The organism is Streptomyces yatensis, from assembly GCF_018069625.1.
Classification (GTDB): Bacteria; Actinomycetota; Actinomycetes; order Streptomycetales; family Streptomycetaceae; genus Streptomyces; species Streptomyces yatensis.
Map to the genome: position 1 here is coordinate 8,079,320 of NZ_CP072941.1, position 26,025 is coordinate 8,105,344.

Sequence of the window (26,025 nt, forward strand, 5' to 3'; positions counted from 1 at the left end):
GTACTGGGCGGTAGGCAGGATCGCGGTCATGACGCCGCTGGCGGGCGTCGGCGGGCTCACGAGAACGGACACCACACCATGGCGTACGACGCGGACGTGATCGTGGTCGGCGCGGGGCTCGCGGGCCTCGCCGCCACCGCCGAACTGGCCGACGCCGGCCGTAAGGTGATCCTCCTCGACCAGGAGCCCGAGCAGTCGCTCGGCGGCCAGGCCCACTGGTCCTTCGGTGGTCTCTTCCTCGTCGACTCACCCGAGCAGCGCCGGCTGCGCATCCGCGACAGCCATGAACTCGCCTGGCAGGACTGGCTGGGCACGGCCGGGTTCGACCGCGAGGAGGACCACTGGCCGCGCCGCTGGGCCGAGGCGTACGTGGACTTCGCGGCCGGTGAGAAGCGGTCCTGGCTGCACGCCCAGGGGCTGCGGCTGTTCCCGCTCGTCGGCTGGGCCGAGCGCGGCGGCTACGACGCCACCGGCCACGGCAACTCCGTGCCCCGCTTCCACATCACCTGGGGCACCGGCCCCGGCGTGGTCGCCCCCTTCGAGCGGCGGGTGCGGGCGGCGGCCGCCCGTGGCCTGGTCGAGCTGCGGTTCCGGCACCGGGTGACGGGGCTGGCCCGCAGCGCGGGCGCGGTCGACACCGTCACCGGCGACATCCTGGAGCCCAGCGACGCCGAGCGCGGCGCCCCCAGCGGCCGCGAGGTGGCCGGCGCCTTCGAACTGCGCGCCCAAGCCGTGATCATCACCTCCGGCGGCATCGGCGGCAACCACGACCTCGTCCGCGCCAACTGGCCCGAGCGGCTGGGCTCCCCGCCCGAGCGGATGATCTCCGGCGTCCCGGCCCATGTGGACGGCCGGATGCTCGGCATCACCGAGGCGACCGGCGGCCGCATCATCAACCGCGACCGGATGTGGCACTACACCGAGGGCATCGAGAACTGGAACCCCATCTGGCCCCGGCACGGCATCCGCATCCTGCCCGGCCCGTCCTCACTGTGGTTCGACGCGCGCGGCAAGCGGTTGCCGGTGCCGCTGTTCCCCGGCTTCGACACCCTCGGCACGCTCGAGCACATCATGCGGACCGGCTACGACTACACCTGGTTCGTGCTCACCCGGAAGATCATCGAGAAGGAGTTCGCGCTCTCCGGCTCCGAGCAGAACCCCGACCTCACCGGCAAGAGCGTCCGCGATGTGATCGGCCGCGGCCGGGCCGGGGCCCCGGGCCCGGTCCAGGCGTTCATGGACCACGGCGCGGACTTCATCGTGGAGCGGTCGCTGACGGCGCTGGTCCGGCGGATGAACGAGCTCACCAAGGAGCCGCTCATCGACGAGGAGGGGCTGCGGCGGGAGATCGTCGCCCGCGACCGCGAGATCGCCAACCCCTACACCAAGGACCTCCAGGTCACCGCCCTGCGCGGCACCCGCAAATATGTGGCCGACCGGCTGATCCGCACCGCGGCGCCGCATCGCATCCTCGACCCCAAGGCGGGTCCGCTGATCGCCGTGCGCCTGAACATCCTGACCCGCAAGACGCTCGGCGGCCTCGAGACCGACCTCTCCTCCCGCGTCCTGACCGAGGGCGGCGAACCGCTGCCGGGCGTCTACGCGGCCGGGGAGGCGGCGGGCTTCGGCGGCGGGGGAGTGCACGGCTACCGCTCCCTGGAGGGCACCTTCCTGGGCGGCTGCCTCTTCTCGGGCCGTACGGCGGGCCGCGCGGCGGCCAAGGCGGTGGGGTAGACCCGGGGCGCGGCTCCCTGGCTCCCTGACGCCGCTCCCGGAGTCTTACCGAAGTCTGACGAATCCCCGCCGGATATGGCGCACCACCCCCGCCCGGTGCTCTTATCGACCCATGGACCCCAACACCGGTGCCGGATCCGACGGCCACGGCGCCCCCGTCGGCCGGCGCCTCGTCCTCGGCATGCTCGGCCTGGGCGCCGGCGCGATGGCCGCGGCCCCCTGGCTGCAGGGCCGCCTGGAGATCGCCCTGGGCGCGGTGGCCGACAAGGATCCGACGGGGGTGACCGGACTCCTCCCCAACGGCGGGGGATTCCGCTACTACTCCGTCACCTCCTCCGTGCCCCACAAGGACGCGGGCAACTACCGCCTCACCGTCGACGGACTCGTGGACAAGCCCGCCGAGTACCGCCTCGCCGATCTGCGCGCCCTTCCGCAGACCCGCCTCGTCCGCGATGTCCAGTGCGTCACCGGCTGGCGGGTGCCCGAGACCCCGTTCGAGGGGGTGCGGCTCTCGACGCTGCTGGATGCCGCCGGGGTGCGTCCGCAGGCCAAGGCCGTCCGCTTCACCTGCTTCGACGGCGCGTACAGCGAGAGCCTGACCCTTAATCAGGCGCGGCGCGCTGACGTCCTGGTCGCGCTGAAGCTGCAGGACAAGCCGCTGGGACACTCCCACGGCGGTCCGGTGCGGCTGTATGTGGCGCCCATGTACTTCTACAAGTCGGCGAAATGGCTCTCCGGTATCACCGTCACCGACGAGGTGCGGCCCGGCTATTGGGAGGACCGGGGCTATGACGTCGACGCCTGGGTCGGCAGATCGAACGGACGCGACGATGACCCCACCGCCTGACCAGACGACGCCACCGCCCCAGGGCACGATGACCTCATCCCCGCGAGCCGGAGACCGGGACCGGAACGGGTCGCGGGTGCGCCGGTTCAGCCCCGCCGAGCGCTGGATCCACCGCACCACGGCCCTCCTGCTGGGCGTGTGTGTGTTCAGCGCGGGCTGTCTCTATCTGCCCGAGCTCGCCGAACTCGTCGGGCGGCGCGCCCTCGTCGTCACCGTCCATGAGTGGAGCGGCATCCTGACGCCCCTCCCGGCCCTGCTCGGGCTCGCCTCGCGCGCCTTCCGCGCCGATCTCACCCGGCTCAACCGCTTCGGCCCGCACGACCGCCGCTGGCTGAGCGCGGCGCTGCGCCGCGACCACCGGCGGCAGGAGCGCCCGGCGGGGAAGTTCAACGCCGGGCAGAAGCTGTACGCGGGGTATATCGCGGGCGCGGTGATGGTGATGGCGGGCACCGGGCTGCTGATGTGGTTCACCGATCTGGCCCCGCTGGTGTGGCGCACCAGCGCCACCTTCGTCCACGACTGGCTGGCGCTGGCCATCGGCATCGTCCTGCTCGGCCACATCGGCAAGGCGTACGCCGATCCGGAGGCCCGGCGCGGGATGCGCACGGGCAAGGTCGAGCGGGCGTGGGCGGCCCGTGAGCATCCGCTGTGGCATACGGACGAGGACGCCGCGGACGGGGGCCACCGGGACGCGGGGCACGACACCGGAGACCACGAACACCGCATCCGCTGAACCCGTGGCCACGGGCGCCGCGTGCCGCTGGACCAATAGCCACGCGCCGCATCCGCTGAACCAGTGGCCACGAGCGCCACGTCCGCTGAACCCATGACACCCGGTGCCATGATGCGTCGCATGCGCGTGAAAGGTGCAAGAAAGACCGTTATGCGGCTTGCGATGCATGCCGCCTTGTGCGCCGTGGCGATGCTTCCGCTGAGCGGCTGCCGCATGTTCGACGCCCCGCCGCGGCGGGGCGGGCTCTGGGTGAACCCGGACAGCCCGGCCGCCCGGCAGGTCCGTGAGCGGCAGGACGAGGGAAAGAACCGCGACGCCGCGCTCATCCGGCAGATCGCCCAGCAGCCGGTCGCGGAGTGGCTCGGCCCCGCGCCGCCCCGTGAACGGGTCCGCTTCATCACCGAATCCGCGGCGCGGACCGGGTCCACCCCGGTCCTGGTCGCCTATCACATCCCGTACCGCGACTGCGGACGGTATTCGGCGGGCGGGGCGCGGAGCGCCCATGCGTACCGGCGTTGGATCGAGCAGATCACCCTGGGCATCGGCGACCGCAAGGCGATCGTCGTCCTGGAACCCGACGCGGTGGCCCAGCTCGTCGACGGCTGCGTACCGGCCAGGCTGCGCACCGCCCGGCTGGCGATGCTGCGCGACGCGGTCGCCATGTTCGCCGCCCTGCCCCACGTCCGGGTGTACGTGGACGCGGGGAACCCGGGCTGGATCAAGAATCCCCAGCGGCTGGTGCGGCCGCTGCGCGAGGGCGGTATCGAGCAGGCGGACGGCTTCGCGCTGAACGTCTCCAACTTCCAGCCGACCCGGCCCACCGTGGCGTACGGCCACCGGCTCTCCACCGCCCTCGACGGCGCCCACTTCGTCATCGACACCAGCCGGAACGGCAACGGCCCGCTGCGGCTGCGCGGCGCGGCCCGGCACGGTATCCGGGCCCGGGACTCCTGGTGCAATCCGCCGGGGCGGGCGCTGGGCGAGCGGCCCAGCACCGCCACCGGGGACCGGCTGGTGGACGCCTATCTGTGGATCAAGCGTCCGGGAGAGTCCGACGGGACCTGCAACGGCGGCCCTCCGGCGGGCCGCTGGTGGACCGCGTACGCGCTCGATCTGGCCCGTAACGCGCCCCGCCGGCATTAGCCGCCCGGCCGTACAGCCGCCCGGCCGCCGGTCACAGCGCGCAGACCGGCGCCTTTTCCTTGTCCTCGTGCTCGCTCTTGTTCTTCTTGTTCTTCGCCTTCGGGACCCCACAGGGACTGGCCGCGTCGCGCGCCGTCGGCACCGTTCCGCGCGCCGGGCGCTTCCGGCCGCGGCGCACCAGCCCCACCGACCAGATCGCCACCGGCGCCAGACACAGCGCGAGGGCGAGCGCCGCCCAGGTCCGCATCACCGCATGGGCGTGGCCCAGGAAGAACGAGGCGACCAGGGAGGAACCGAACACCGCGGCCCACAGCAGATGGATACGGAACGTGGAGAGCCGGTCCGGGCTGGACGAGTCGCCCTTGGGCGTGACCACGAACCGGCTGGTGCGGCGCAGCGCCGCGTCGCACAGCGACTTGGCGTAGATCGGGGCCGACAGCGCCGAGAGCAGCATCCCGGCCAGCCCGCCGGAGCCCTCCGGCTCGTGCGGGGAGACGTTGTGCCGCCGGTTCCAGATGTACAGCCCGATCTGCAGCATCGCCGCGTCGCTGTAGAGCATCATCCACATCTCGGCGGGGATGTGGATCCCGGCCGCGCCCAGCACCAGGAACAGCGCACACGACAGCGCGGAGAGGATCCAGTTGAGCGCGGTCATCGGGTAGTACGCGATCATCAGCGAGTAGTTGAGCAGCTTGCCCGGCGACAGGGTGAACGGGCCCTTCCAGAACTGCTTGAGCACCGTCTCGTAGGTGCCGCGGCTCCACCGCATCTGCTGGGTGAAGAAGTCCGTCCAGGTGCTCGGCCCCTCGCCGACCGCGAGCACATCGGGGGTGTAGACCGAGCGCCACTTCCTGCGCGTGGCCGGGTTGCGGTGGCGGTGCAGCTCGAAGCCGGTGGCCATGTCCTCGGTGATCGAGTCGTACAGCCCGCCGATCGAGCGCAGCGCGCTGATCCGCACCGCGTTGTTGGTGCCCACGAACATCGGGCCGCCATAGGCGTTTCCGGCCCGCTGGATGAGTGCGTGGAAAAGGAACTGCTGGCTTTCGGCGGCCTTGGTGACCGGGGTGTCGTAATTCCCGTAGACCTGCGGGCCGACCACAAAGGCGATATCCGGATCCCGGAAGTAACCCAGCATGCGCTCCAGGAAGTTGGGCAGCGGTACATGGTCGGTATCCACACACGCCATGAATTCATACGCGTCACCATGCGCGTCCAGCCAGGCGTTGTAATTCCCGTGCTTGGTCCTCGCCCGGAAAGCGCCCTTCGGCTGATTCCACTTCTCGATGCCCTTGCGGGAGAAATGCCGTACGCCAAGCCGTGCGCACAGCGCCTTCACCTCCTCGTCGTCCCCCTCGTCCAGCAGCCATACGTCCAGCGGCCCGGTGTGCCGGATCCGCACCGCCCCCTCCAGCGTGGCCCGGACCATCGCGATCGGCTCCTTGCCGGGCACGAAGCTGGTCAGGAACGCCACCCGGGTCCCCGGCTCGGCCACCACCGGCACCGGATCCCGCGCCACCAGCGTCGCATGGGCGTTGGAGACGACCGTGAACAGGCGAAAGCCCTCGATCAGCGCGATCGAGACCAGCATCGCGAGGTCCGCCGCCCGCTGCCACCACGGCGCGTAGGCGCGCCACAGCCAGTGATCGGGGTGCAGCAGCCACAGCAGCAGCAGCGCCGAGCACACCGGCGCCGCGCACAGCAGCAGCGCGGCCCGGATCCGGTGCGGCTCCTGCGCCAGCAGACTCCGGCAGCGCACCCGGTAGGGGCGGTCCATGGGGGCGTTGGTCAGCGGGCCCGCCAGTTCGCTGTACCGCTTGTACTCGTACACCGAGGCGGAACGGCGGTGCGGGACGCGGGAATCCGACGCGGTACGCGCGGGCGGCGGCCCGGCGGATACGGTGTGTGCGGTGGCTTTCCGGGGGGAATCTCTGACGGGGGTCGGTGCAGACATCTGGGCACTCCCGCGGGGCTGGCTCGAACCGAATGGCGCGCCGCGATGACCCATTCGGGCCATATTCTTCAGGTCATCGCGCGAGATGAGAAGGTAACAATCCCATGGGGGCTGGCGGTGCACTTCGGATATTCGGCGCGCCCTTGTTGAGGGCCCGTAGGACATCCACTCCGACGGCCCAGCGGTGCGCGTCTTACGTGATTTACATCCCGCCGTCTGGCAGGGTCGGCACCGATCGAAGCCCATCGGAATACGGAGGATGGGGCGCAGTCGCCCGATGAGAGTCCTGCACATCATCTCCCGCCTCGGGGCCGGAGGAGCCGAACAGCAACTGAGGCTGCTGCTGCGCCATTTGCCGGTGCGCTGTGACGTCATCGCCCTCTCGGGCCCCGGCGCCACCGCGCACGGCATCCGCGCGGACGGCATCCCGGTCGCCCATGTGCCCCTGGGCGCCGGGCGCGAGCGGCAGCTCACCACGGTGCCCAGGCTGGTGCGGATCATCCGCTCCGGCGGCTACGACCTGGTGCACACCCATCTGTACCGGGCGTGTGTGCTCGGCCGGATCGCCGCCCGGCTGGCCGGGGTGCGGGCGGTCATCGCCACCGAACACAGCCTGGGCGAGCGGCGGATCGACGGCCGGCCGCTCACCGCCGCACTCCGCGCCCGCTATCTCGCCGCCGAGCGGCTGGGCTCGGCCACCGTCGCCGTCTCGGCCGCCGTCGCCGACCGGCTGCGCGACTGGGGCGTGCCCAACTCCCGGATCCATCTGGTGCCCAACGGGATCGACGCACGCCACTTCCGCTTCGAACCGGCCGCCCGGGCGGCCGCCCGGGCCCGTCTCGGCCTCCCCGACCGGGCCTTCGTGGTCGGCGGGGTCGGCCGCCTGGTGGCGGACAAGCGGTTCGACGCGGCGGTGCGGGCCGTCGCCGAGGTGCCGGACACTCGGCTGCTGCTGGTCGGCGAGGGCCCCGAGCGCCCCGCCCTGGAGGACCTGGCCGCCCGGCTCGGCGTGGCCGACCGGGTGCGGCTGCTGGGCGAGCGCGACGGCGCGGTGGCCCCGCCGGACGACCGGCCCGCGGGGCTGCCCGGACTGCTGGCCGCCATGGACGTGCTGGTCTCGCCCTCCACCGAGGAGGCGTTCGGCCTCGCCGCGCTGGAGGGGCTGGCGGCCGGGCTGCCGGTGCTGCACACGGTCTGCCCCGCCCTCGACGAGCTCCCCGCCGGTGCCGTCCCCGGCGCCCGCCGGATCGCCCCCGGCCCGGCCGCCCTCGCCGACGCCCTGCGCCGGCAGGCCGCCGCGGGCCCGCTGCGCTTCCCGGTCCCGGACGCCATCGACCGCTACGACATCGCCCGCGGCGCCCGCCGCCTGATGGACCTCTACGACCGCGCCACCACCTGCGGGCCGGACGGCTGTCTGCGGGTGTCGCCCATCAGCCGCCGCATGCCGCGGCGCGGCGCGCCCGCGGGCTGAGAGGGATCGCGCGCCGTCAACCGCGTCGCGCGGCCTCGCCGCGGTCGTCATCGGGCCCCGGGGCCAGGTCGCGGAGCAGCTCCAGCACATGCCGCAGCCCGGGCCGGTTGCCGGTGCCCGCACGGCTGACGGTGAAGACGGTCCGGGAGACGGGATGGACCAGTGGGTGCAGGCTGACGGGCCCGAGGGTGTCCGGCAGTGCCATCCGGGGCACCAGGGCGGCCCCGGCCCCCGCCGCGACCAGGGCCGTCAGTACGGCGAAGTCACTGCTGCGCGCCCGGATGTCCGGGACGAACCCGGCGGCCCCGCACGCGCGCTGGATCATCTCGTAACAGGAGGTCTCCGGGCCGGGCGTCAGCCACGGCAGATGCGACAGCCGGGACAGATCCGCGGGCTGCCCGGCCGCCAGGCCCACCGCGTCGGCCTGGCGGGGCTCCAGGGCGAGCAGCACCGGCTCCTCCATCAGGACGGCCTGTTCGCAGGTGGCGGGGAAGTTGCGCGGCAGCACGGTGTAGCTGTGCACCAGGGCCAGGTCCGTCGAGCGCTTGCGCAGCTCGTCCAGGGCCTGGTCGGGCTCCTGGACGGAGAGCCGCAGCGACAGATCGGGGGCCGCGCCGGACCCGGCGAGGCGCTGCCAGAGGGGCGCGATGAGGGCACGGGCGGCGGAGGCGAAGGCGGTGATCCGCACGATGCCCTGACGGCCGCTCTGCAGGGCGGCCAGCCCGGACTCGGCCGCCGCGAGCTCCGCCAGGATGATCTCGGCGTGGGCCACCAGCAGCTCCCCGGCCGCGGTCAGCCGCAGCGTGCGCCCCTGCTTCTCCACCACGGGCGTGCCCGCCTCCTTCCGCAGGGCGGCGAGGTGCTGGGAGACGGCCGGTGGGGTCAGGTGCAGGGCCTCCGCGGTGGCCGCGATGGTCCCGTAGGCGGCGAGGTGCTGGAGGATCCGCAGCCGGCGTACGTCAAGCACGGAGGGCTCCTTGCTCGGATATCGGAGTGGGGACGGGGCAACGCCCGGGATGCCCGGGCGCACCGTCACCGTGTCAGGGTCCGCCGGCCGGCCCGCTCGGCGGTGCCTCCGGACGCGGCCGCGTCCACGCTGCCGGAGGAGCGCCGGTCCGCCGTACGCCGGTTGATCAGGATCACCCCCGCCACGCTGACCGCCCCGCCGGTCAGCTCGATGGGGTGGGGCACCTCGCCCAGCCAGACGAACGAGACCGCCAGCGCCACCGGCGGCACCAGGTACAGCGCCGCCGTGGACGCCGCGAGCGGCAGCCGGGCCACGGCGTAGGCCCAGATGACGAAGCCGAGCGCGGACGGCAGCAGGCCCAGATAGAGCGCGGAGGCCAGCGCGCCGGCCGGTGCGTGAGCGGCCGCGTCCCAGCTGGCGGGGATCAGCGGCAACGCGAAGACGGTGCCCGTGACCATCGCGTAGGTGGCGACCTCCAGACCGGTGTAGCGGCGCAGCAGCGGCTTGGACGAGAAGTGGTACACCCCCTGGACCACGGCGGCCGCCAGCACCACGAGGGCGGAGACGGTGAACCCGCTGGTGCCCTCGGCCAGGCTGACGATGGCCGCGCCCGCCAGCGCGATGACGCTGCCGACGACGATCTGGCGGGTCATCCGCTCCCCGAGGAACACGGTGCCCAGCAGCACACTGAACACGGGGGCGACCGAGATCAGCAGACTCGCGGTCCCCGCCGCCACATGCACCTCGCCCCAGTTCAGCAGCACCTGATAGGCGGTCATGCCGGTGGCCCCGCACAGGGCGATCATCGGCAGATCGCGCCGCCGCGGCAGACGTACCTTCGTGAACGGCGCCACCAGCAGCAGCGCGAGCGCCGCGACCCCGAGCCGCAGAAACGACAGCCCGGCCACCCCCAGCCCGTCGATACCGACCCGGATGGCGGGAAAGGCCGAGGCCCACAGCACGACGGTGCCGGCCAGGGCGAGAAAACGGGGAGAGGCGATGCGCGGGAACATGCCTTCAGCGTCCCCGCCGCAAAAGCAAAAATCGAGTGAGCTTTTGTTGCCGAAAGCGTTAGCCGCGCTTACTGGCCGCCTCGCGGTACGCCCGCGGGCTGAGGCCGCGCTCGCGCCCGCCGACTACGTCCGCGAGACCGCCGGGAGCGGCGCCTGGGCCGGCTGACGCGCGACGGACAGCGCCGCCGCCCGCCGGGGGCGGGGGTCAGGGGAGTGGCTGTGCGGTCCAGATGCACTTGCCGGTGGACGTGTAGCGGGTGCCCCAGCGCTGGGAGAGGGCCGAGACCAGCTGGAGCCCGCGCCCGCCCTCGTCGGTCTCCGAGGCATGGCGGATCCGGGGGGTGGTCAAAGAGCCGTCGGTCACCTCGCAGATCAGCTCCTCGCTGTGCAGCAGCCGCAGCCCGAACGGGCCCCTGCCGTGCCGGATCGCGTTCGCGACCAACTCGCTGACCAGCAGCTCCGCGATGGGGGTGAGCGGAGCCAGCTCCCAGCGGGTCAGCTGGTCCCGGACGTGATCGCGCGCCTCGCCCGCGGCGGTCGGCCCCTCGGACAGCGGCCATGCGGCCACATGGTCGGAGGCGAGCGCATGGGTGCGGGCGACGAGCAGCGCCGCGTCATCGGCGGTGAGCTGCTTCTCCGGCAGCAGCTCGGCCAGCACCTCGTCGCACAGCCGCTCCAGCGACGCGTGCTCGCCCCGGTCCCCGTCGCGCAGGGCGTCCCCCGGGCCGGGAGTCCGGGCCGCACTGGACAGCGCGCTTGCCAGATGCCGCATCCCGCGGTCGATGTCCCGGGCGACGGATTCCACCAGACCGTCGGTGTACAGCACCAGCAGACTGCCCTCCTCCAGCGTCACCTCGGTGGTCTCGAACGGCGGCCGGGCCGCGCCCAGCGGTGGATCGGGGGCGCCGCCGGCGAAGCGGACCGGCTGACCGGGGCGTACGACGGCCGGCGGTGGATGCCCGGCGCTGGCGAAGACGCAGGTGGCGTTGGCCGGGTCGTACACGGCGTACAGACAGGTCGCGTAGAGGTTGTCCCCCAGGTCGCTCACCAGGTCGTTGAGGCGGGTGAGCAGCTCGGCGGGCGGAAACTCCAGCTCGGCCAGGGTGTTCACGGCGGTGCGCAGCCGGCCCATGGTGGCCGCCTCGGACAGCCCGTGACCCATCACATCGCCGATGACCAGGGCCACCCGGGCGCCGGACAGCGGGATCACGTCGTACCAGTCACCGCCCACGTCGATGCCCTCGCTGGCGGGCAGATAGCGGGCGGCGGTGGTGACCGAGGGCAGCGACGGCAGAGCGCGGGGCAGCAGCCCGCGCTGGAGCTCCTTGGCCCGGGTGTGCTCCATGTCGTACAGCCGGGCGCGCTCGATGGCCTGCCCCATCAGTCCGCTGAGCGCGGTGAGCAGGGCCCGCTCCTCCGCGTCGAGCCGGCGCGGCTCGGCGAAGGCGATCACGGCGCAGCCGATGTTCCGGCCGGAGACGATCAGCGGCAGAAAGGCCCATGCCTGCTTCTGCGCCGCGGCGGGCCGCCCACTCATGCGGGGATAGCGCGCGGTGTACGCCTCGACCGACTCGACGAAGGCCGGTGCCCCGGTCCGGTACACCTCCGAGACCGGCGACACATCATGGATCGAGGCCCCGTCGATCGACTCCAGGAAGGGCTGCGGATAGCCGACCGCCCCGGCGATCCGGATCACGCTGCCCTCGATGAGCTGCACCACCATCCCCGAGGCGCCGAACGGCGGCAGCACCCGGTCGGCGATGGCGTTCACCACGTCGCGCATGGTCAGGGCCTGCGCGAGGGCGTCGGTCAGCTCGCCGATCCGCGCATTGCGCTCGGCCGCCGCGCGCTCGGCCGCGGCCCGCTCCGCCTCGCGCGCCCGGGTCCCGGTGATATCGGCGGCGTAGACCGTGAGACCGTTCGGCACCGGGACCAGCCGCATGTAGTACCAGCGCTGATCGGTCGGCCAGCGCACCTCGAACCCGACCGGGGTGCCGCTCTCGGCGGCCCGCCGGTAGCGGCTCCGCAGGCCCGGCTCCGCCTCGTCGACGCGCAGCCGTGTGAAGGCGTCCCACAGGGTCCGGCCGAGCGTCGTCCGAGCGGCGCCGAGCAGCCGCTCCGCCTCGCCGTTGACGAAGGTGACGCGCCAGCCGCTGTCGACCGCGAAGAACGCGTCGCTCATATGCCAAAGCGCCCGGCTCACCTGGTCGTTCGCCATCAATGTGCCGATGGCGTCCCGGTCCCGGTCCCGGTCCTGGTCCCGGTCCTGGTCGGGAGGGTCCTCCGGCAGCCGCGGGGCGGCCCACGCGGCCAGCGCCTCGACGGCCGCCTGCCGCTCCGGTGCGGGCCGCTCGGCCGGGGCCGTCAGCACCGACAGCGCGCCGATGACCTTCTCCGGAGTGATCAGCGGAACCGCCAGCAGTCCGCTTCCGGCGGGCAGCGCCGGGCCCGTGCCGCCCCCGGCGCCGAGGGCCGGCGCCCACACCGGCGCGCCCCGGGCCACCGCGCGGGCCGGGGCGCCGGCGCCGGCCGCATCGAGCTCCACCCAGTCCCGGGCGACCGTACGGATCAGCCCGTGCACCGCCGTGAGCAGCAGCGGCCGGGTGCCGGGGCCGCGCAGATGCGCCATGCCGCCGAGACCGCCGGTCTCCGTCACGGCGTGGTCGAGCACGTATCCGAGCAGATCGGGGCCGCTCAGCCCGTCACCCGCCTCGGTGATCATGCGTATCCGTGCGGCGATGGCCTCGTCCATGCCCATGGAGAAAATTTACTCCCTTGGGGGTGTGTGTACGGGAATGTGCTACCCCGCCGGGCGGCGGTCTACCGGGGTCAGCGGGGACCAGACGGACAAGGTGGTGCGGCGCGGGCCCGACCAGGGGGCCGGGACCGCGTCGATGTCCTGGGCCAGGCGGTAGGCGAGCGTCTCGTAGTTCACGCGCCAGCCGCGGAAGTGCGGCCAGGCCTCCTCCGCGGTGCGCTCCATCGGATAGCCGTAGGTGCGCATCCGTTCCACCCCGCGCAGGAAGTCCTCGTAGCCGAGCCGCACCGGATCCTCCGGGCGCGGGTCGGCGTCGTACGGGATACCGCGGATATCGGCGATGTCGCGCAGGCAGACGAAGCCCGCCCGCAGCGCCAGCCGGGTCCTGGCCTGGGGCTGGGAGGGGTTGAAGGCCAGCCGCAGCGCGGCCGCGTCCAGGACCGCCAGCAGGGCGATCAGCCAGTTGCGGTCGGCCTTGGGGGAGCGGAAGTGGATCAGGACCGGATAGGTGGTGTGGGTCTCGCTCACCACGGCGCACCACCGCTCCCAGCCGCGGAAGAGGTCGCCGATGTCGTCCAGCAGGTCGACCTGGGCGTAGCGGGCGAGGATCTGCGGGCCCCAGGGCGGGGCGCCGGCCCGGGTCTGCAGCAGGGTGACCTCGGTCTCGCGGCGCTGGTAGGCGTTGTAGAGGGTGGGCAGATAGCCGATCTGCAGACCGACCACGATGGGGCCGGTGGCCGCCGCGCAGAAGTCGATGGCGGTCAGGCCGGCCCGGCGGCTGCTGGCGAAGCCGAGGGTGAAGAGCGAGGACCCGGCCTCGTACAGCGCGTCGTGGACGCCCAGCCCGCTCACCGCGGCCTCCAGCAGCCCGTAGCCGACCATGAACGAGACCAGCCAGCCCAGCAGTGTGATCACGATGGACACCGGCGCCACCGGGGCCAGCACCCGGTCCTTCGCCTCGACGCCCGGCAACCGGTCGGCCATGAACCGGAACGGCCGGCTCACCGAGCGCTGTACGAAGCCGGTGAAGCCGGCGGGGGTGGGCCGGGGAATGACCAGGGTGCGCAGCACCGAGGCGAAGATGCCCAGCACGATGACGGCGCCGATGATGCCCAGCAGTACTCGCACCGCGATTCCGTTCCTGCGTGCGTGCCCTCTCGTCCCACCCGCTCAGGCCGTGAACATCTCGGGGTGGGTGCCGACGAATTCCCGCACCCCGGTAGCGGGCCTCCCGGTGATCGTCTCGATGTCGTCGGTCCGGCGGTCGTAGCGGTTCTCCGCGTGCAGCCGGGCCATGGTCGCCAGATGCTGGAAGACGTGGTCGGGCAGGCCCAGGGACCGCAGATCGTGGTTGACCCAGGCTTCGTAGGAGACGTCCACATAGCTCACCGGGCGGCCGAGCGCTTCGGCGAACTCCGCGGCCATGGTGGTCATGTCGACGGAGGCCGGGCCGGTCAGATGGTAGGTCTTGCCGATGTGCGCGGTGGGGTCCACCAGGATCTCCGTCACCACCGCGGCCACGTCCCCCGCGGCGACCGGGGAGGTGCGCCCGGCGCCGAACGGCAGCCGGATCGTGCCCTCCTGCGCGATGGAGGAGTAGACGAAGACCGAGAAGAGCGGATTCTCCATGAAGACGGTGGGCCTGAGGTGGGTGACGGGCAACCCGGACCAGTCGAGGGCCTGTTCGCCCAGCCACTGCAGCCGGTGCTGATCGGACTCCGTGGTGCTGGTGAAGTCCATCTGCGAGACCGTCATCTGCGACATATTGACGAGCACTTCCAGCCGCGCGTACTCCCGCGCGACCGCCGCCGTCGTCACCGTGGCCTCCAGATACCCCGACGACACGCTCATGCCGAAGTACATCCGTCCACAGCCGTCCAGCGCGCGGACCACGTCCGGGGCGCGGGTCAGATCGCCCGCCACCACCTCCGCGCCCGTCGCGCGCAGGGCGTCGGCCCGCTCGTCCTCCCGGTGGACCATGGCCCGCACCGGCAGATCGCGCCGGCGCAGCTCCTCCACCACGGTGCGGCCGATGCCTCCGACGCTCCCCGCGGCGCCGGTCACCAGGATCGGTGCCGGGGGCATGGCTAGGACACCAGCTTGTCGAGGGTGATGGGCAGTTCGCGGACCCGGACTCCGGTGGCGTGGTACACGGCGTTGCCGATGGCCGCGGCGGTGCCCACGATGCCCACCTCGCCGAGGCCCTTGGCGCCCATGGGGTTGGTGTACGGATCGGGCTCGTCCAGCCAGTGGGCCTCGACCGCGTGGACATCGGCGTGCGAGGCGATGTGGTACTGGGCGAAGTCGTGGTTGACCACATGGCCGAACCGCGGGTCGAGCACACTGTGTTCGTACAGCGCCATCGACATCCCCTGGGTCATCCCGCCGATCAGCTGGGAGCGGGCGGTCTTGGGGTTGATGACCCGGCCCACGTCGAACATTCCCAGCAGCCGCGTCACCCGCAGCTCACCGGTGTCCTCGTCGACCCGCACCTCGGCGAACTGGGCGCCGAAGCTGTGCATCGCATAGCGCTCGGCGTCCGGGTTGCCGCCGGGCATCTCCGCGGTGACCTCCAGCCCCTCCGGCGGTGCGACACCGCCGTGTTCGGACCGCAGCCGGTCCCGCAGCCGGTCCGCCGCCTCCCAGATCGCGGTGCCCCAGCTGTTGATACCGGCCGAGAACCCGGCGACCGACGCGGCCGGCAGCGCCGTGTCCCCGATCCGCATCTCCACCTGCCCGACCGGGACGCTCAGCGCGTCCGCGGCGATCTGGGTGAGCGCCGTCCAGGTGCCGGTGCCCAGGTCGGCGGCGGCGATCCGCACCGTGTAGCGGCCGTCCGGGCCGATCCGGATGGTGGCCGCGTTGCCGGGGAAGCGGGGCGAGGGATACGTCGAGGCGGCCACACCGGTGCCCACCAGCCAGCGCCCCTCGCGGCGCGCCCGGGGGGCCGGGTCGCGGTGCTCCCAGCCGGCCCGGCGGGCGCCCTCGCGCAGACAGTCGGTCAGATGGCGGCTGGAGAACGGCAGCCCGGACTCCGGATGCACCTCCGGCTCATTGCGGATCCGGAACTCCACCGGGTCAAGTCCGCAGGCGATCGCCATCTCGTCCATGGCCGACTCCAGCGCGTACATCCCCTGCGCCTCGCCCGGCGCCCGCATGATCGTCGGCACCGGGACATCCAGCGGGGCCAGCCGGTGGGTGGTGCGCCGGTGCGGCGCCGCGTACATCATCCGGGAGCAGACGCCCACCTGTTCCGCGTACCCCTTGGCCTTGGCGGTCTGCTCGATCACATCGTGGGCCAGCGCGGTGAGCCTGCCGTCCCGTCCGGCGCCCAGCCGGATCCGCTGGATCGACGCCGGACGGTAGCCGACCAGGGCGAACATCTGCTGCCGGGTGAGGGTGAACTTGACCGGCCGCCGCACGATCCGGGCGGCCATCGCGGCGAGGACGGCATACGCGTGGGGGTAGACCTTCGAGCCGAACGCGCCCCCGACATGCGGGGAGACCACCCGCACCCGCCCCGGCTCCAGCCCCAGCACCCCGGAGATCAGGGCCTGGCTCAGGGAGACCCCCTGGGTGGAACAGCGCACCAGCAGCTCGCCGTTGAGCCAGGTGACCACCGCGGTGTGCGGCTCCATCGGGTTGTTGTGGTACATCGGCGTGGAGTACGTGGTGTCCACCATGGTCGGCGACGCCGCCAGCGCCGTATCGACGTCCCCCAGCACACTGTCGGCCGGCGAGCCGTCCTGCAGCTCTCCGCCGCCGGTGCCGAAGGTGGCGGCGTGCACCGGGGAGTACAGGTCGTCGCGGCCGGCGCGCAGCACCACATCGGGGGGCCGGCTCTCGTAGTCCACGCGGACGAGCCCCGCCGCCCGTCGCGCGGTCTCCAGGGATTCGGCCACGATCGCCCCGATGAACTGGCCGCGCCAGGCGACCTCGTCGGACTGCAGGACCGCGAGCTCCGGATCGTCGGGCCGGGTCAGCGTGGGGGCGTTGAGATGGCTGAGCACGGCCAGCACCCCCGGCTCCGCCTCCGCGAGCGCGCTGTCCACCCCCGTGACCCGCCCGGAGGCGATCGTGGACTGCAGCGGATACAGATAGACGGGCTGGTCGAGGGGCCATTCATAGGCGTACGTGGCGGTGCCGGTGACCTTCTGCGCGCCGTCGACGCGGTCCATCGGGATGCCGATCGCGTGCGGGCGGGCTGTGACGTGGCTCATCGCGCCTCCTCCAGCAGCTCCAGCAGCGTGGCGACCATCGTGTTGCGGGCGAGCGGGACCTTGAAGGCATTGCCCGCCAGCGGCCGCGCCGCGGACAGCTCGGCCGCGGCCGCGTCCACGAAGCTCTCCCGGGTCGCGGGCGCGCCGCGCAGCACCGCCTCGGCCGTGGTGGCCCGCCAGGGCTTGTGCGCCACCCCGCCCAGCGCGATCGCTACGTCCCGTACCGCCCCGTCGGTGACCTCCAGCGCGGCGGCGACCGAGACCAGCGCGAAGGCGTACGAGGCGCGGTCGCGCACCTTGCGGTAGCGCGAGCGGAGCGCGGAGTGCGGGGGCGGCAGCTCCACCCCGGTGATCAGCTCACCGCGCTCCAGGACGGTGTCGCGCTCGGGTTCGGCCTCGGGCAGCCGGTACAGGTCGGTCAGCGGGATCCGCCGCTCGGAGGCCGGGCCGGCCACCGTCACCACCGCGTCCAGCGCGGCCAGCGCGACGGCCATGTCGGAGGGGTGGGTGGCCACACAGGTGGGGGAGGCGCCCAGGATCGCCATATCGCGCTGATAGCCCTCCATGGCCGAACAGCCCGCGCCCGGTGTGCGCTTGTTGCAGGCGGTGGTGACGTTCTGGAAGTACGGGCAGCGGGTGCGCTGCAGCAGATTCCCGCCGGTGGTGGCGAGGTTGCGCAGCTGGCCCGAGGCGCCCGAGAGCAGCGCCTGGGAGAGCACCGGATAGCGCCGCCGGACCCGGGAGTCGGCGGCCAGATCGCTGTTGGGCACGGCCGCGCCGATCCGCAGCCCGCCGTCGGGAAGCTCCTCGATCCGGTCGGAGGTGAGCCGCCGGACGTCGATCAGCAGCTCCGGGGTGGCCACCTCCAGCCGCATCAGATCGACCAGATTGGTCCCGCCGGCCAGATAGGCCGCGTCCGGCTCCTCGACCAGGGTGGTGACGGCCGCCGACACCTCGTCGGCGAGCTCGTAGCGAAAGGGCCTCATCGGTGCGCCACCTCCGCGATCGCCGGGACGATGTTCGCGTACGCGGCGCAGCGGCACAGGTTGCCGCTCATCCGCTCGGCGATCTCCTCGTCGTCGAGCACCACATCGGTGGCGCCCAGATCCTTGCTCGCGGCACTCGGCCAGCCCTCCCCGGCCTCCTGTAGCATGCCGGCCGCCGAGACGATCTGACCGGGTGTGCAGTAGCCGCACTGGAAGGCGTCATGGGCGATGAAGGACTGCTGGAGCGGATGCAGCTCACCGTTGGTGAGCCCCGCCGCCGTCACGATGTCCGCGCCCTGGTGGGCGACGGCCAGCGCGAGGCAGCCGAGGATCCGGCGGCCGTCGAGCAGCAGGGTGCAGGCGCCGCACTGTCCGTGGTCGCAGCCCTTCTTGGGGCTGGTGTTCCCCAGCTGCTCGCGCAGGGCGTCCAGCAGCGTCGTACGGGTGTCGACGGTGAGGCGGTGCTCGGTCCCGTCCACCCGGAGCTCGATCTCCAGGTCCATGGTCCCTACCCTTGATCGTCGTCCGTCGGAACGTCACGCAGCACCCCCATTCTGGGACATATGGGCACTGATCGCCCGTTCGGCGGTATGGCCATACCGATGGCGGGCCGCGGCTCGCGCCCGGCCGACGCCGGTGGACGGGGCCGCGGCCCCCGGGGCAGGGTCTTCTTCAGGTGCGCTGGATCACGGCTTCCAGATGCGGCAGATAGTGGTCCATGCGATCCCGCTTGGTGAGCAGATACGGGAGGTTCTCCTTGTGCGGAGTCATCAGCAGCGGCACCTGCTCGCTGACCCTGACGCCGTGCCGCAGCAGCGCGTCCCGCTTCTGGGGGTTGTTGGACAGCAGCCGCACGGAGCGCACCTCGAGGTCGTGCAGGACATCCGCCGCCACCTTGTAGTCCCGGGCGTCCGCCGGCAGGCCGAGGGCGAGGTTGGCCTCGACCGTGTCCAGCCCCTCCGCCTGGAGCTTCATCGCCTGGAGCTTGGCGAGCAGCCCGATCCCGCGTCCCTCATGACCCCTCAGATAGACGAGAACGCCCCGGCCTTCGGCCACGATCGCCTTCAGCGCCGCGGAGAGCTGGTCGCCGCACTCGCAGTGACGGGAGCCGAACGCGTCTCCGGTGAGGCACTCCGAATGCAGGCGGGTAAGCGCTTCCTCACCGGTGACATCGCCGTATACCAGCGCCATTTGTTCATCACCGCGAACGAGGTCCCGATAGCCGATCGCGAGAAAGTCGCCATGCTTCGTGGACAGCCGGACATTCACCACTCGTTCGACACCCGAGGGGCGGGCGTCGACATCGAACACGCCATCACTTTCTGTCATGTCCCGATCTTATCTGGAAAACCACCGCCCTTGTACAGGAGAATGACAAAGCCGGGGCAACAAGCTGTCCGGCCGACACAGGAAAGGTGCATGAGATATGAGCGGTTCGGGAACGCGCCCGCAGGTCGGCATGGTGTTGCCGACACAGACGACGGAGGAAGTGCGGGCCGACCGGGCCGATGTCGCCGTGCTTCCGGTAGGCAGCTTCGAACAACACGGCGCATTTCTCCCACTGGCGACCGACACGGTCATCGCCTGCACGATCGCAGGCGAGATCGCGGCAGCGTATCCGGTGCTTCAGCTGCCCCCGGTGACGATCTCCTGCTCCCATGAACATGCGGCCTGGCCAGGGACGATCTCCCTGTCCGCGGCCACCCTCTACGCCGTGGTCCGCGATATCGCGGACTCGCTGCGGCGCTCGGGTATACGCGGTCTGATTCTGGTGAACGGACACGGCGGAAATTACGTACTGCGCAACATCGTTCAGGAATCCGCCGGGGGTGACTTCGGTATGGCGCTATTTCCAGGATCGGCGGACTGGGATGCCGCCAGGACCCGCGCCGGAGTACGCACCCCGTCCAACAGCGATATGCATGCGGGGGAACTGGAGACATCCATACTCCTGCATGCCCATCCAGAACTCGTCCGGCCCGGTCATGAAACCTCCGACTGGATATCGGATGAGCGGAAACATCTGCTCACCCTCGGTATGTCCGCCTATACCGAGTCCGGTGTCATCGGCCGGCCGTCCAGGGCGTCCGCGGATAAGGGAAAGGAAGTGCTGGCCGGGCTCGTCGATTCGTTCGCAGAGTATCTTTCCCTGGTCGGCGCCGAGAAGGAGGCGTGATGACCTCGTCGGAAACGGAAGAGGCCTGGGAGCGGCTGTGCTCCGTCCGGAGCGAGGCGGACGCCGCGGACGCCGGTCTGGTCCGGGGCCCGGACGGCAGACGGCGGTGGAGTGAGCCCGTCTCGCCGGAGGCCCGGCTCCTGGTCGACCGCTATCTCCCGCTGTGCCTGGCCGGGCCGCGGCTGACGATCGCTCAGCTCGGTCAGAGCCTGGACGGCTTCATCGCCACCCGCACCGGCGACGCCGACTACGTCACCGGCGAGGAGGACCGCCGTCATCTCCACCGGCTGCGCGCCCTGGCCGACGCGGTGGTCGTCGGGGCCGGCACCGCCGTCGCGGACGACCCCCAGCTGACCGTGCGCGCCTGCGCGGGCACCCACCCGGTACGGGTCGTCCTCGATCCCCGCGGACGGGTGCCGCTCGACCGACGCGTGTTCACCGATGGCTCAGCTCCGACCCTGTGGGTGGTGGGGGCCACCGGCGAGCGCCGGCCGGCGCCGCCGGACGGGGTGGAGCTGCTGACGCTCACGGAGCCCGACGCCTTTGCCCCCCACCAGCTGGTGCGGGCGCTCGCGCGGCGCGGCCTGGGCCGGGTGCTCATCGAGGGCGGCGGCGTCACCGTGTCCCGCTTTCTGCACGCGGGGGCCCTGCACCGGCTCTATGTCACCGTGGCCCCGGTGCTGCTCGGCGACGGCATTCCCGGCCTGCGCTTCGACGGGACGCCGGTCATGCGGGACGCGCTGCGCCCGCCCGTCCGCCGCTCCACCCTCGGCGAGGACACCCTCTTCGAACTCGACCTGGCGGCCCCGCAGCCGGGCGCCCCACTGGACGGCCAGCACCGCGACACCGGGGAGGCTCGCGGCGAAGGTGAGCACCCCGTAGACCACGGCCACGGTCAGCCCCTGGCCGGCGCCCAGGCCCGCGGCGCCGAAGGCCCAGGCGGTGACGCCCTCGCGGGGGCCCCAGCCGCCGACGTTCAGCGGCAGCGCCATGGCGATCAGGGCGAGCACCATCAGGGGCAGCAGCTCGGTCAGCGGGGCGTCTGACCCCGCGGCCCGGGCGGCGAGGACGAACGTCGTCAGATGCCCGGCCAGCACCACGACCGAGGAGACCACCACCCCCGGCCAGCTGCCCCGGGCCAGCAGCCCGCGGCGCGCCTCGGCCAGCGCGCCGCGGACCGCGCCCCGCCGCCGTGTGGCCACCGGCGCCGCGCGGCGGCGGCGCCGGACGGTCACGGCGACGAGCAGCGCGACGCACCCCGCGAACACCGCGGCCCACGCCATCGGGCCGCCGAGACCGCCGGCCGGCCGGCCCACCTGCTCCAGGGCCGACGAGGGGTGGGCCAGCAGGATCGCCACCCCCACCGCGATCAGCACCACCTGGCCCGCGACCCGCTCCAGCACCACCGCGCGTACGCCCCGGCCGACATCCCCCGCGTCCCGCCCGTGCCGCACCGCGCGATGCACATCGCCGAGCACCCCACCGGGCAGCGCGGCGTTGAGGAACAGCGCGCGGTAGTAGTCGGCGACGGCCGGACCCAGCGGCAGCCGGATCCGCAGCCCCCGCGCCACCAGACACCAGCGCCAGGCGCTGAAGACCGTGGTGAGCAGGCCGAGGCCGAGCGCCGCCAGCAGGGTCGGGCCGTCGATGGTGCGCAGACCGTCCACGAAGGCCCCGGTGCCCAGCCGCCACAGCACCACCCCGAGGATGGCGACGCCCGCGGCCGCACCGAGCCGGGCCCGCAGCGCGGCGGTCACGCGGCCGCCCCCATCGTGCGGGACGCGGGCAGCGCCAGCAGATCGCGGTGGTGCACCACCACCCGCAGCGCGCCCGTCGCGGCGATCGCCAGCCGGCGGCGCAGATACGCCTCGGCGCGCCCGGCCAGCTCCGGCCGGTGCTCCACGGCAGCAGCCACCCACCCCCGCAGCCACTCCGTGGTCAGCGCGGCCTGCTCGGCGCCGAGCGTCCAGGGGCTGGCATGGGTGCGTACCGTCGCGCCGTAGCGGGCGAACGTCTCGGCGGCCACCGCCATCGCGTCGGGGCCCACCAGAGAGCCGCGCCGCTGATGGGCGTTGAACGCCTCGGCGATCTCCGCGTCCAGCGGATCGGCCGGGGTGATCTCGACCCGCCCCACCACGGACAGCGCCAGCAGCGCCGGGCACTGGGCGGCGGCGCAGGCCGCGGCGATCCCGTCCACCTCCTCGGCGGTGAGCACGTCCAGCAGCGCGGACGCCGTCACCAGCGAGGCGCCGTCCAGCGTGCTCGCGGTCAGCCGGGCGAGGTCACCACGCGCCGTCGCGATGGTGATGCGGCTGCCGTCGGTGGCCGCCCGGGGCATCCGCAGGGCCGCCCGGTCCAGCAGCTCGGGGTCGCGGTCGTGCAGGATCCACAGCTGCGGGCCGCTCAGCCGGGGCGCCAGCCAGCGCCCCATGGAGCCGGTGCCGCAGCCCAGATCGTGGATCACCAGCGGCGGGCCGGACAGCCGGGGGCGGAGTTCCTCGACGAGTTCGGGGGAGCGGGCCGCCGCGTCGGCGCTCTCCCGCAGCTCCAGCCAGTCGGGGGTGTAACGCGGTACGTCGGTCGTCTTCACGCGGCCCTCCGCGGTTCGTCTCGGAGCTCTTCCAGCGCACCGGCCAGGTTCCGGGTGGTGTTCTCCCACCCGGCCAGCGCGGTGCGCCGCTCATGCGCGGCGGCGGTCAGCCGGCGGCGGATACCGGGGTCGCCCAGCCAGCGGCGCAGCGCCGCCGTGAGCGCCCCGGGGTCGTCCGGGTCGATGAGCATGCCCGGCACCCTGCCGTCGGGGGCCTGCCCGATGGCCTCGGGCACCCCGCCGACGGCCGTGGCCAGCACCGGGATCCCCCGGGCGAGCGCCTCGGTCACCGCCATGCCGTAGGTCTCGGCGTACGAGGCGAGCACCATCGTGTCGGCACCCGCGTAAGCGGCGTCCAGCTCGGCGCCGGTCCTCGGGCCGAGCAGCCGCACCCGGTCACCCACGCCCAGCTTCTCGATCAGCGCCCGGAGCCGGGCGGTGTACTCCGGGTCCTGGTCCAGGGCTCCCGCACAGTCGCAGGTCCAGGGCAGCTCCGGGATCTCCGCGAGCGCCTCCACCAGCCGCAGCTGCCCCTTGCGCGGGGTCACCGAGGCCACGCACAGCAGCCGTGAGCCCGCGCCGCCCGAGGCGGCGAGCGGGGCGATGTCGGCGCCGGGCGCCGCCACATGGACCCGGTCGGGCACCAGCCCGTGCAGCTCCACCAGCCGCCCGGCCGCCCAGGCGCTGGTGGCCACCACCGCCCGCGCCGAACGCAGCGTCCGGCCCTCCAGCGCCGTCAGCTCCGCGGCCCGGCCGGGGGCAAGCCCCGTCTCGTCGCCGAGTGGCAGATGCACCAGCACCGCCAGCCGTAGCCGCTGGGCCTGCGGGACGACGATGGCCGGGAGCGCACAGGCCACCAGCCCGTCGAGCAGGACGGCCGTGCCGTCCGCCAGCCCGGCCAGGATCCGGGTCAGCTCGGCGCGGGCGGCGGGGCCCGGCCGGGGCCAGCCACCCTCGACGGCGTGCTCCTCGACCCGCCAGCCGGCGCCCGGCAGATCCCGGCAGATCCGCCGGTCGTAGACGTTGCCGCCGCTCGGCGCGGCCGGGTCGGCCACGGCGCCGGGCATCACGATATGCACCGTGCGCGGTGCGGCCGGGCTCATAGGCCGCGCTCGTAACTCGCCCAGGCGACATGCGACTCATGCAGGGTGACGGCGATCCCGGACAGCCCGCGGGCGCCCTCGCCCAGCGCCCCGGAGGCCACCCGTTCGGCGAGGCGGTCGGCGATCACCTTGGCGAGGAACTCGGTGGAGGTGTTGATCCCCTCGAAATCGGGTTCGTCGTCGAGGTTGCGATAGCTGAGCGCGCCGCACACCTCCCCCAGCTCACGGGTGGCCAGACCGATGTCCACGACGATGTTGTCGTCGTCCAACTCGGCACGGCGGAAAGTGGCGTCCACGAGGAACGTCGCCCCGTGCAACCGCTGCGCGGGTCCGAAGACGTCCCCGCGAAAACTGTGAGCGATCATGATGTGATCGCGGACGGTGATGCTGAACAACGGATGACCCTCCAGATACGGCGCGTCGGGCCCTCAGCCGGGGCACGCCCTCTAGTACGGCCGTCGCGTTCCCCGTGTTCAGACGGATGACACGGCAGATTCCGCGGCGTAGCGAACCCGGTGGCACAGCCCCGGAATCTCCCCGGAGGCGAGCCCCGGCAGCACCTGGGGAAGCTCCTCGAAACCGCATTCGCCGGTGATGAGGGCGTCGAAGGCCGGATCGGCGAGCAGTTCGAGCGCCAGCGCCATCCGGTCGCCGTAGCCGCGGCGGGTGCCCCGGGCCGGGGAGACCGTCCCCACCTGGCTGGCGCGCACCGTCAGCCGGCGGGAGTGGAAGGCTTCCCCCAGCGGCAGGCTGATTAGCCGGTCCCCGTACCAGCTCAGCTCCAGCACGGTGCCCTCCGGGGCGAGCAGCTCCAGCGAGCGCGCGAGCCCCTGTTCGGTGGCGCTGGCGTGCACGACCAGATCGAGGTCGCCCGCCGCCTCCCCGGGGAGCGCGAAGTCCACCCCGAGCGCCCGCGCGACCTCCGCGCGTGCCGGCTCGGCGTCCACCAGTTGCACCCGTACGGCGGGGAACCGCGCCAGCACCGCCGCCACGGAGGCACCCACCATCCCCGCCCCCACCACGGCGATCCGGTCGCCCAGCAGGGGCGCGGCGTCCCACGCCGCGTTCACCGCGGTCTCCACCGTGCCCGCCAGCACGGCGCGCGCGGCGGGCACGCCCTCGGGCACCGGGGTCACCGCGCTCGCCGGGACCACATAGTGGGTCTGATGCGGATACAGACAGAAGACGGTGCGCCCCAGCAGCGACGCCGGACCCTCCTCGACCAGACCCACGTTGAGATAGCCGTACTTGACCGGCCCGGGGAACTCGCCGTCCTGGAACGGCGCGCGCATCGCGGTGTGCTGACTGACCGGTACGCCACCGCGGAAGACCAGGGTCTCCGTACCGCGGCTCACCCCCGAACACAGCGTGCGCACCACCACGTCCTCGGGCCCGGGGTCGGGCAGGGCCACCTCCCGTATCTCGCCACGGCCGGGGGAGCGGAGCCAGAAGGCGCGGGCGGTGCGCGTCATACGACGTTCTCCAAGGGGCTGAACAATCGGGCGGTGGCTCACGTACCGATGACCATGAAGCCGCGAACACGGTACGCGGCACCCATCCACTCCGCCACACAGCCCGGAGGGTGCACGGTGGCCCTGAACAATCCCTACAACACGACGCCGGTGCGGAACGAGACGGCCGCGGGCGCGGCCGCGCAGCTGCTGCTGCTCGTGCTGCTCGGCACGGCGATCGACCTGGGACCCGTGGGCTGGCTGACCGGCCTGGCCTTCGCGGTCGCCACCTGGGCGGTGCTCACCCGCGCGCTGTCGCGGTCCTGGCTCGTCTCCTTCGGCGCGGCCAACCGCGTCACCCTCGCGCGGGCCACGCTCGTGGGCGGGGTGACCGCGCTGGTCGCGGACTCCTTCGAGAGCCCGCCGCCGGTCACCGTCCTGGTGGCCCTCACCGCGGTCGCGCTGCTCCTGGACGCGGTCGACGGCCAGGTGGCCCGCCGCACCGGCACCTCGTCCTCGCTGGGCGCGCGGTTCGACATGGAGGTCGACGCCGTCCTCATCCTGGTGCTCAGCGTCTATGTGGCCACCTCGCTCGGCCCCTGGGTGCTGCTGATCGGCGCCATGCGCTACGCCTTCGTCGCCGCGGCCCGGGTGCTGCCCTGGCTGAACGGAGCGCTCCCCCCGAGCACGGCCCGCAAGACGGTGGCCGCGCTCCAGGGCGTGCTGCTGCTGATCGTCGGCGCCGGCGTCCTGCCCCATGCGCTGGCGTTCGGCGCCGCCCTGCTCGCCCTGACCCTGCTCAGCTGGTCCTTCGCCCGTGACATCAGGTGGCTGTGGCGCACCCGGGACAGCCGGGCCGAGGTGACCGCGGGGGCCCGGTGA

The 26,025-nt window shown here is 72.9% G+C and carries 21 protein-coding genes and 2 pseudogenes; 8 read left to right on the top strand and 15 right to left on the bottom strand.

All coding sequences use genetic code 11. The features are described from left to right. Positions 1-78 precede the first annotated feature (78 nt). The 4 genes from J8403_RS33720 to J8403_RS33735 all read left to right on the top strand — a co-directional run bounded on the left by J8403_RS33720 (position 79) and on the right by J8403_RS33735 (position 4,457). Positions 79-1,734, top strand: a complete 1,656-nt coding sequence (locus J8403_RS33720) for an FAD-binding dehydrogenase (RefSeq protein ID WP_211126451.1) — start codon at positions 79-81, stop codon at positions 1,732-1,734. Between the two features lie 112 nt (positions 1,735-1,846). Next, positions 1,847-2,581 carry a molybdopterin-dependent oxidoreductase gene (locus tag J8403_RS33725; RefSeq protein WP_211126452.1) on the top strand — a complete coding sequence of 245 codons (735 nt, stop codon included), beginning with the start codon at positions 1,847-1,849 and terminating at the stop codon, positions 2,579-2,581. Next, positions 2,565-3,314 (top strand): cytochrome b/b6 domain-containing protein, encoded by a 750-nt coding sequence (locus J8403_RS33730; protein WP_425519850.1) that lies wholly within the window; start codon positions 2,565-2,567, stop codon positions 3,312-3,314. Before J8403_RS33725 ends, J8403_RS33730 begins: the two co-directional genes overlap by 17 nt. A 162-nt stretch (positions 3,315-3,476) precedes the next feature. Continuing rightward, the gene (locus tag J8403_RS33735; protein WP_246586113.1) at positions 3,477-4,457 is read left to right on the top strand and encodes a glycoside hydrolase family 6 protein; all 981 of its coding nucleotides are present in this window, start codon (positions 3,477-3,479) and stop codon (positions 4,455-4,457) included. A gap of 31 nt (positions 4,458-4,488) precedes the next feature. Here J8403_RS33735 and J8403_RS33740 read toward each other — a convergent pair whose 3' ends face one another. Continuing rightward, positions 4,489-6,408: a glycosyltransferase family 2 protein gene (locus tag J8403_RS33740; RefSeq protein WP_211126455.1), complete on the bottom strand. Its 1,920-nt coding sequence runs from the start codon at positions 6,406-6,408 to the stop codon at positions 4,489-4,491. Between the two features lie 277 nt (positions 6,409-6,685). Between J8403_RS33740 and J8403_RS33745 the strand changes: the two genes are divergently transcribed. After that, entirely contained in the window at positions 6,686-7,879 is a 1,194-nt protein-coding gene (locus J8403_RS33745; RefSeq protein ID WP_211126456.1) for a glycosyltransferase, read from the top strand. Between the two features lie 16 nt (positions 7,880-7,895). Here J8403_RS33745 and J8403_RS33750 read toward each other — a convergent pair whose 3' ends face one another. The 9 genes from J8403_RS33750 to ribA all read right to left on the bottom strand — a co-directional run bounded on the left by J8403_RS33750 (position 7,896) and on the right by ribA (position 19,152). Continuing rightward, entirely contained in the window at positions 7,896-8,846 is a 951-nt protein-coding gene (locus J8403_RS33750) for a LysR family transcriptional regulator (protein WP_211126457.1), read from the bottom strand. 65 nt (positions 8,847-8,911) lie between these two features. Beyond that, positions 8,912-9,859: a DMT family transporter gene (locus J8403_RS33755; protein ID WP_211126458.1), complete on the bottom strand. Its 948-nt coding sequence runs from the start codon at positions 9,857-9,859 to the stop codon at positions 8,912-8,914. A 205-nt stretch (positions 9,860-10,064) separates the two neighbouring features. After that, positions 10,065-12,617 carry a SpoIIE family protein phosphatase gene (locus J8403_RS33760; protein WP_211126459.1) on the bottom strand — a complete coding sequence of 851 codons (2,553 nt, stop codon included), beginning with the start codon at positions 12,615-12,617 and terminating at the stop codon, positions 10,065-10,067. Positions 12,618-12,659: 42 nt separating this feature from the next. Then, positions 12,660-13,745 carry a hypothetical protein gene (locus J8403_RS33765; RefSeq protein ID WP_211126460.1) on the bottom strand — a complete coding sequence of 362 codons (1,086 nt, stop codon included), beginning with the start codon at positions 13,743-13,745 and terminating at the stop codon, positions 12,660-12,662. Between the two features lie 42 nt (positions 13,746-13,787). Beyond that, positions 13,788-14,702, bottom strand: a complete 915-nt coding sequence (locus tag J8403_RS33770) for an NmrA family NAD(P)-binding protein (protein ID WP_211126461.1) — start codon at positions 14,700-14,702, stop codon at positions 13,788-13,790. A 2-nt stretch (positions 14,703-14,704) separates the two neighbouring features. Further along, positions 14,705-16,837 (bottom strand): xanthine dehydrogenase family protein molybdopterin-binding subunit, encoded by a 2,133-nt coding sequence (locus J8403_RS33775; protein ID WP_211126462.1) that lies wholly within the window; start codon positions 16,835-16,837, stop codon positions 14,705-14,707. After that, on the bottom strand, positions 16,834-17,823 hold the full coding sequence (locus tag J8403_RS33780) for an FAD binding domain-containing protein (protein ID WP_211126463.1): 990 nt from the start codon (positions 17,821-17,823) through the stop codon (positions 16,834-16,836). The genes J8403_RS33775 and J8403_RS33780 overlap by 4 nt, the downstream gene beginning before the upstream one ends. Further along, positions 17,820-18,326, bottom strand: a complete 507-nt coding sequence (locus tag J8403_RS33785; RefSeq protein ID WP_093460566.1) for a 2Fe-2S iron-sulfur cluster-binding protein — start codon at positions 18,324-18,326, stop codon at positions 17,820-17,822. The genes J8403_RS33780 and J8403_RS33785 overlap by 4 nt, the downstream gene beginning before the upstream one ends. A gap of 169 nt (positions 18,327-18,495) precedes the next feature. Next, on the bottom strand, positions 18,496-19,152 hold the full coding sequence (gene ribA / locus J8403_RS33790; RefSeq protein ID WP_093460564.1) for a GTP cyclohydrolase II: 657 nt from the start codon (positions 19,150-19,152) through the stop codon (positions 18,496-18,498). A 97-nt stretch (positions 19,153-19,249) separates the two neighbouring features. Between ribA and J8403_RS33795 the strand changes: the two genes are divergently transcribed. Both J8403_RS33795 and J8403_RS43920 read left to right on the top strand, forming a co-directional pair. Next, positions 19,250-19,999 (top strand): creatininase family protein, encoded by a 750-nt coding sequence (locus J8403_RS33795; protein WP_211126464.1) that lies wholly within the window; start codon positions 19,250-19,252, stop codon positions 19,997-19,999. Next, a pseudogene (locus J8403_RS43920) lies at positions 19,999-20,637 on the top strand (RibD family protein); the annotation flags it as partial. The gene J8403_RS33795 and the pseudogene J8403_RS43920, both read left to right, overlap by 1 nt. 276 nt (positions 20,638-20,913) lie before the next feature. On the opposite strand, the pseudogene J8403_RS43925 reads toward J8403_RS43920, so the two are convergent. The 5 genes and pseudogenes from J8403_RS43925 to J8403_RS33820 form a co-directional block, all read right to left on the bottom strand. Next, a pseudogene (locus tag J8403_RS43925) lies at positions 20,914-21,756 on the bottom strand (lysylphosphatidylglycerol synthase transmembrane domain-containing protein); the annotation flags it as partial. Next, positions 21,753-22,658, bottom strand: coding sequence for a class I SAM-dependent methyltransferase (locus J8403_RS33805; protein ID WP_425519851.1), 906 nt, complete (start codon positions 22,656-22,658; stop codon positions 21,753-21,755). The pseudogene J8403_RS43925 and the gene J8403_RS33805, both read right to left, overlap by 4 nt. Next, positions 22,586-23,692 (bottom strand): glycosyltransferase family 4 protein, encoded by a 1,107-nt coding sequence (locus tag J8403_RS33810; RefSeq protein ID WP_211126467.1) that lies wholly within the window; start codon positions 23,690-23,692, stop codon positions 22,586-22,588. The genes J8403_RS33805 and J8403_RS33810 overlap by 73 nt, the downstream gene beginning before the upstream one ends. Further along, positions 23,689-24,087 carry a 6-pyruvoyl trahydropterin synthase family protein gene (locus tag J8403_RS33815; protein ID WP_211126468.1) on the bottom strand — a complete coding sequence of 133 codons (399 nt, stop codon included), beginning with the start codon at positions 24,085-24,087 and terminating at the stop codon, positions 23,689-23,691. The genes J8403_RS33810 and J8403_RS33815 overlap by 4 nt, the downstream gene beginning before the upstream one ends. A gap of 78 nt (positions 24,088-24,165) precedes the next feature. Then, a complete protein-coding gene (locus tag J8403_RS33820; RefSeq protein ID WP_211126469.1) occupies positions 24,166-25,164 on the bottom strand; it encodes a zinc-dependent alcohol dehydrogenase in 999 nt (332 codons plus the stop codon). Positions 25,165-25,281: 117 nt separating this feature from the next. Between J8403_RS33820 and J8403_RS33825 the strand changes: the two genes are divergently transcribed. Next, positions 25,282-26,025, top strand: coding sequence for a CDP-alcohol phosphatidyltransferase family protein (locus J8403_RS33825; protein ID WP_211126470.1), 744 nt, complete (start codon positions 25,282-25,284; stop codon positions 26,023-26,025).

Bases quoted from the DNA above. Each gene is read 5' to 3' on its own strand.
- J8403_RS33730 (WP_425519850.1), top strand. From the start codon at position 2,565: ATGACCCCACCGCCTGACCAGACGACGCCACCGCCCCAGGGCACGATG.
- J8403_RS33755 (WP_211126458.1), bottom strand. From the start codon at position 9,859: ATGTTCCCGCGCATCGCCTCTCCCCGTTTTCTCGCCCTGGCCGGCACC.
- J8403_RS33760 (WP_211126459.1), bottom strand. From the start codon at position 12,617: ATGGGCATGGACGAGGCCATCGCCGCACGGATACGCATGATCACCGAG.
- J8403_RS33740 (WP_211126455.1), bottom strand. From the start codon at position 6,408: ATGTCTGCACCGACCCCCGTCAGAGATTCCCCCCGGAAAGCCACCGCA.
- J8403_RS33795 (WP_211126464.1), top strand. From the start codon at position 19,250: ATGAGCGGTTCGGGAACGCGCCCGCAGGTCGGCATGGTGTTGCCGACA.
- J8403_RS33775 (WP_211126462.1), bottom strand. From the start codon at position 16,837: ATGAGCCACGTCACAGCCCGCCCGCACGCGATCGGCATCCCGATGGAC.
- J8403_RS33820 (WP_211126469.1), bottom strand. From the start codon at position 25,164: ATGACGCGCACCGCCCGCGCCTTCTGGCTCCGCTCCCCCGGCCGTGGC.
- J8403_RS33735 (WP_246586113.1), top strand. From the start codon at position 3,477: ATGCATGCCGCCTTGTGCGCCGTGGCGATGCTTCCGCTGAGCGGCTGC.
- J8403_RS33720 (WP_211126451.1), top strand. From the start codon at position 79: ATGGCGTACGACGCGGACGTGATCGTGGTCGGCGCGGGGCTCGCGGGC.
- J8403_RS33785 (WP_093460566.1), bottom strand. From the start codon at position 18,326: ATGGACCTGGAGATCGAGCTCCGGGTGGACGGGACCGAGCACCGCCTC.
- J8403_RS33810 (WP_211126467.1), bottom strand. From the start codon at position 23,692: ATGAGCCCGGCCGCACCGCGCACGGTGCATATCGTGATGCCCGGCGCC.
- J8403_RS33725 (WP_211126452.1), top strand. From the start codon at position 1,847: ATGGACCCCAACACCGGTGCCGGATCCGACGGCCACGGCGCCCCCGTC.
- J8403_RS33770 (WP_211126461.1), bottom strand. From the start codon at position 14,702: ATGCCCCCGGCACCGATCCTGGTGACCGGCGCCGCGGGGAGCGTCGGA.
- J8403_RS33780 (WP_211126463.1), bottom strand. From the start codon at position 17,823: ATGAGGCCCTTTCGCTACGAGCTCGCCGACGAGGTGTCGGCGGCCGTC.
- ribA (WP_093460564.1), bottom strand. From the start codon at position 19,152: ATGACAGAAAGTGATGGCGTGTTCGATGTCGACGCCCGCCCCTCGGGT.
- J8403_RS33745 (WP_211126456.1), top strand. From the start codon at position 6,686: ATGAGAGTCCTGCACATCATCTCCCGCCTCGGGGCCGGAGGAGCCGAA.